This is a genomic window from Armatimonadota bacterium (assembly GCA_020354555.1).
In the GTDB taxonomy this organism is placed as follows: Bacteria; Armatimonadota; Hebobacteria.
In genome coordinates, this window is record CP070648.1 from 2,777,329 (window position 1) to 2,781,681 (window position 4,353).

The 4,353-nt window shown below is 67.8% G+C and carries 4 protein-coding genes; 1 reads left to right on the forward strand and 3 read right to left on the reverse strand.

The window, feature by feature from the left end:
• The 3 genes from JSV65_11400 to JSV65_11410 form a co-directional block, all read right to left on the reverse strand.
• Positions 1–1,408 (reverse strand): hypothetical protein (locus JSV65_11400; GenBank protein UCH33183.1); only part of this gene is annotated, 1,408 nt, incomplete at its 3' end.
• Between the two features lie 9 nt (positions 1,409–1,417).
• On the reverse strand, positions 1,418–2,320 hold the full coding sequence (locus tag JSV65_11405; protein ID UCH33184.1) for a radical SAM protein: 903 nt from the start codon (positions 2,318–2,320) through the stop codon (positions 1,418–1,420).
• Between the two features lie 155 nt (positions 2,321–2,475).
• The gene (locus JSV65_11410) at positions 2,476–3,474 is read right to left on the reverse strand and encodes a hypothetical protein (GenBank protein UCH33185.1); all 999 of its coding nucleotides are present in this window, start codon (positions 3,472–3,474) and stop codon (positions 2,476–2,478) included.
• 237 nt (positions 3,475–3,711) lie between these two features.
• Here JSV65_11410 and JSV65_11415 point away from each other — a divergent pair.
• Positions 3,712–4,353, forward strand: a 642-nt coding sequence (locus JSV65_11415) for a class I tRNA ligase family protein (protein UCH33186.1), incomplete at its 3' end; no start/stop codon positions are given.

The window sequence follows — 4,353 nt, forward strand, 5'->3', positions numbered from 1 at the left end:
ACAGCACAGTGTATTCGTTGATCATCCGCCCGCCGCTCTGGCAGTTTTCGATTCTCAGATCGGGCTGAACGCGCCGCACCGCCTGGAGCGCTTCGTGGAACGCAAGGACATTTCTCATCACGCCGGAGCGGCTGCCCTCGACGAACAATCGCTGGTCGTACTTCCACCAGCCGATGCCGTAGCGTTCGCGGAGCGCCGCGACGTGATCGAGCAGGCGCGTCGTGAAGTCACTGCTCGCCAGGTCGAGCAGCTCGCCACGCACTTTCTGCGGTTCGGTCCAAATGCCGGCGATGGCGCCCTTGTCCCGCGCCGTGCCGAGGATCGCTTCGAACTCCCCCGGCGCGTAGCGCTTGGGGTGAGGCGTCCACTCCGGGTCATCGGTGTACCATCCCCAGTCAACGATGAATGCGTCGAAGCCGTAGGGATCCATCGCCGCGGCTTGCGGCCTGAGGAATGTGGCGGTCACGGCGTTGTTCCACCCCGTCGAGTACCAGTGGTTGTACGTCAGGAAGAACGCCGGCTCGGGACCGCCGTAGAGAGCCTGTGCGAGCGCGGCGCGTTGGCGCATCCAGTTCGCTCGGGCGTGCATTTCGTCCGGTTCGGCCGTCGCCGTGACCGACAGCACCGGCCCGGTGATGAAGTCGCCCGGCTGCAGGACGAGTTCGGTTTCCTCGGGCGGCAAGCGGACATCGAAGGCGAACGCATCGCCCTCCCGCCTGAGCGTCGCCGCCCACCCCCCGCACCACGCGAGGCCGAAGTGCAATCGCCCGCCCGGTCCGGCGAGCACCCAGTACGGGTTCACGGCGTCTTTCCTGGATTCCGGATCGGAGCTGTGCAGGCGGCTGCCGAGGCGGAGTTCCTCACCGGGCGCCAGGGGGCGCTCCACCTCCGCGTAGCTCAGCGCGTTCCACCACTTCAGCGACTCGAACCCGCGGGGCGCCGTCCAGCGCGCGGACCAGCAGGGAAACCACTCGATTGCCTGTGCTGCGGCTCCCTCGTTCGACATCCGCGCGGACATGCGGAACAGCGAGCCGTGCTTCGCAAGCTCCACGACCCACGTCAAGCGCAGCCCGTCGGCGAGGTCGCGGTCGGCCTCGGCGCGCTGGAAGACCGCGTCTTCGCTAACCCGCCACTGCGCGGCGCCCCGGGCCGCATCCGACGGCATCAGGCCCTCCGGCGCCCACGCGCGCAGGCCGCCTGCACCAGCCCCCGTGAAGATGGGCTGCTGCGTGCCGGCCCATACGGCGTCCTCGATGACCGGCGTGGCGTCTGCGCCGATTCCCAGCCGCAGCCGAATCGTGCCGTTGTCCAATGTCACCCCATTCGCTCCCGTGGCTGCAATCAGAAACGCTAGGCAGAAGATCGGGGATAGCACCTCGCGCATGGCATTCACGCGGCAGCCGGACACGGGCGTCACCTATATCGCCAGCGGCTTCGAGTACTCGCGCGCTTTCTCATCCTCGGGCAGCGCGAGGAAGGCGTCAATCCGCGCGAGCATCCGCTCGCGATGCTCCGGCACGCGCCCCGCCAGGCGCACGTGCACGTTGTGATGAATCGCCTCGATCTCCGTCGGGAAATCAATCTTCCCGACGATCTCGCGCATTTCGAGCACCGTGACCTCCGGCGTTTGCGGGGCGAATACGCCCGCCTGGACGTCCTCGTACAGCGGGCACGACGGGCCGTCCTCCGAGCCGAATACCCACAGCCGCCGGAAGCGCACGAACTGCGGCCGCACCGCGTTGAGCACCTTCAGCGTCTCGCGCACATGCAGGTCGGAGCGGCCCGCGCCGCCGAGCCCGAGTAGGACGTAGTAGGACATCTCCAGGCCCGCGGCAACCGCCGCCTGGCCCGCTTCGATCGCGCGCCGCTGGCTGACGCCCTTGCGATGGTAGCGCAGCAGCTCATCGCTGCCCGTCTCCAACCCGACATGAACGCGGCTGAGCCCGGCCGCCGCGATGTCGCGCAGTCGGTCGCGACGCATCCACAGGGTAGCGGACCTGGCATAGCACGTGATGCGCTCCATGCGCGGGAACGCTTCGCGGGCGGCGCGGCAGATCGTGATGAAGTCGTCGGCCGCGATGATGAGCGGGTCGGCGTCACCGAGGAAGCACTCCGTCGCGTCGGCGCCATAGGCGTCGCGCGCGCGGCCCACGTCCGCGAGCACCTCCGCCAGCGGGCGCACCTCGAAGTCAGGCTGCCCCAGGTGCGTGTAGATGCCGCAGAAGCGGCAGCGGTTCCAGTTGCACCCGCGCGTCACCCGCAGCAGAACGCTGCTCGCCTCCGTCGGCGGGCGAATAATCAGCGGCTCGGGAAGTTGCATGTCACTTTGCCACGGATTGTCGCGGACTGCGCGCCAGCCGCGACGTCATGCCGAGCCAGGCAATACCTGCCCGCGACAGGCGGGCATCCACGCGACGCGATCCACATTCTCGGTTCCCCTCTGCTGCTCTCCGTGGTCCCTGCGTGGTTCGCGGTTCAGCTATCGCCCGGGAACCACGCGCGCAGAAAATCCGCCAGCGTGCCGTCGTACACCGCCTCCGCCAGGAACTCGACGCCCTGCTGGTTGCCCCAGGAGTAGTTGATGATCACGACCGCGCCCCGCGCGCGGCTCCGGAGATGCGCTGGCGCGGCATCGCCGCCCGCGAACTCGCACAGATCAACGTCGGAGTTGTTGAGGTTCACCGCCTCCGCGATGTGCTTGCGCTGCTCCTCGGTCAGCCGCGGGTCGGCGATCTGCTTGTCATCCCCGGAGAACTGCATGAGCGGATTGAGCGGGCTGCTCTCCCAGCTCACGAGATCCCTGGAGCGCACGATATGCGGCTCGTACGTCGGCCCCGGCCGCGCCTCGAGATAGATCATGTAGTAAGACCCGTCGAGGAAACACAGCGCGGGGCATGCCGTGTAGCGGTCCTTGGAGAAGACGCACTCCGGCGAGGTGAGCTGCCAGTTCAGCAGGTCGCTGGACTCCGCGAAGCGCATGGTGAAGCCGTTGCCCGTCTCCTCGGGTGGAGCCCCGATCTCGAACGCCATGACGCAGCGCCCGGCGCCCCTACACACCGCCGTGTTGTAGATCTTCCACCCCGGCAGCGACAGCGCGGTCTGCGACGACCAGGTCTTGAGATCATCCGACCACCAGACGCGAATCTCCGTGCCGCCCCAGGTGTCCACGCCGTAGACGTACACGCGCTCGCCCTCGACATATGCGCTGCCCAGGTGATACCCGGCGGCGAAGGCGGGCGTCGGCTCGCCGGTCGCGACGTCAACGAACCGGAAGTACGAGTCGCCGGTCGTATTCGGTTTGTAGTTGTCGCGCACGTACTCGAAGCGATAGAGCCGCCCGCGCCACACCAGCGGCGTCGTCTCGACCATATCGCAGTCAATCGTCCCGAGCTTATGGATGACGGGCTTCGCGGGCTGCGTCTCCGCCTGGCTGACCGCCGCCGCCACCGCCAACATGCCGATCACTCCGAACATCCTCGTTCCTTTCGCCTCGCGATGATCCGGTCGGGCAGCCGTCCCCGGCTGCCGAACCATGGGGATAGAGAGCACAACTCCATGGACTGAGTTTCGACGATTTCGCCCGCGCGCCCTACTGCAGCTCCGGGGCGCCTTCGGCAGGTAAAGGCTGCCTCCCCGACGAACCGGATTACCCCGTAGGGCGGGATCCGCCGCCGCGTGGCCTGGCTCCCTGCCCGAGGAGAACGCCGACTCGTGCCCCAGACCATTTTCATTGGAGTTGCGTGGCCCTATGCCAATGGCCCGCTGCATCTCGGCCACGTCGCCGGCTGCTATCTGCCCGCCGATATCTTCGCCCGCTTCCACCGCGCGCGCGGCAACCGCGTGCTCATGGTCTCGGGCAGCGACCAGCACGGCACCCCCGTCACCGTCCGCGCCGACCAGGAAGGCGTGACCCCCGCCGAGATCGCCGAGCGCTTTCACCAGAGCTTCCTCGAATCGTGGCGGCAGCTCGGGATTTCCTTCGACCTCTACACCGGCACCGAAACCGACAACCACACCCGCGTCGCCCAAGATATCTTCCTGCGCCTGCTCGAGCGCGGGCATCTCCTGCGCCAGCACATGGACGCGTTCTTCTGTCAGGGCTGCCGGCGCTTTCTCCCCGACCGCTACGTCCAGGGCGTCTGCCAGCACTGCAGCGCGGAAACCCTGCGCGGCGACCAGTGCGAGGCCTGCGGCACCCCTCTCGACACTGCGGATCTGGCGGATCCCCGCTGTCGCCTGTGCAGCGGCGAGGCCGAGACCCGCAGCACCGAGCACTTCTTCCTCGACCTGTCCCAGTTCGAGCAGCCGCTGCGCGAGTGGGTCGGCAAGCAGGAGCACTGGCGCCCGAACGTC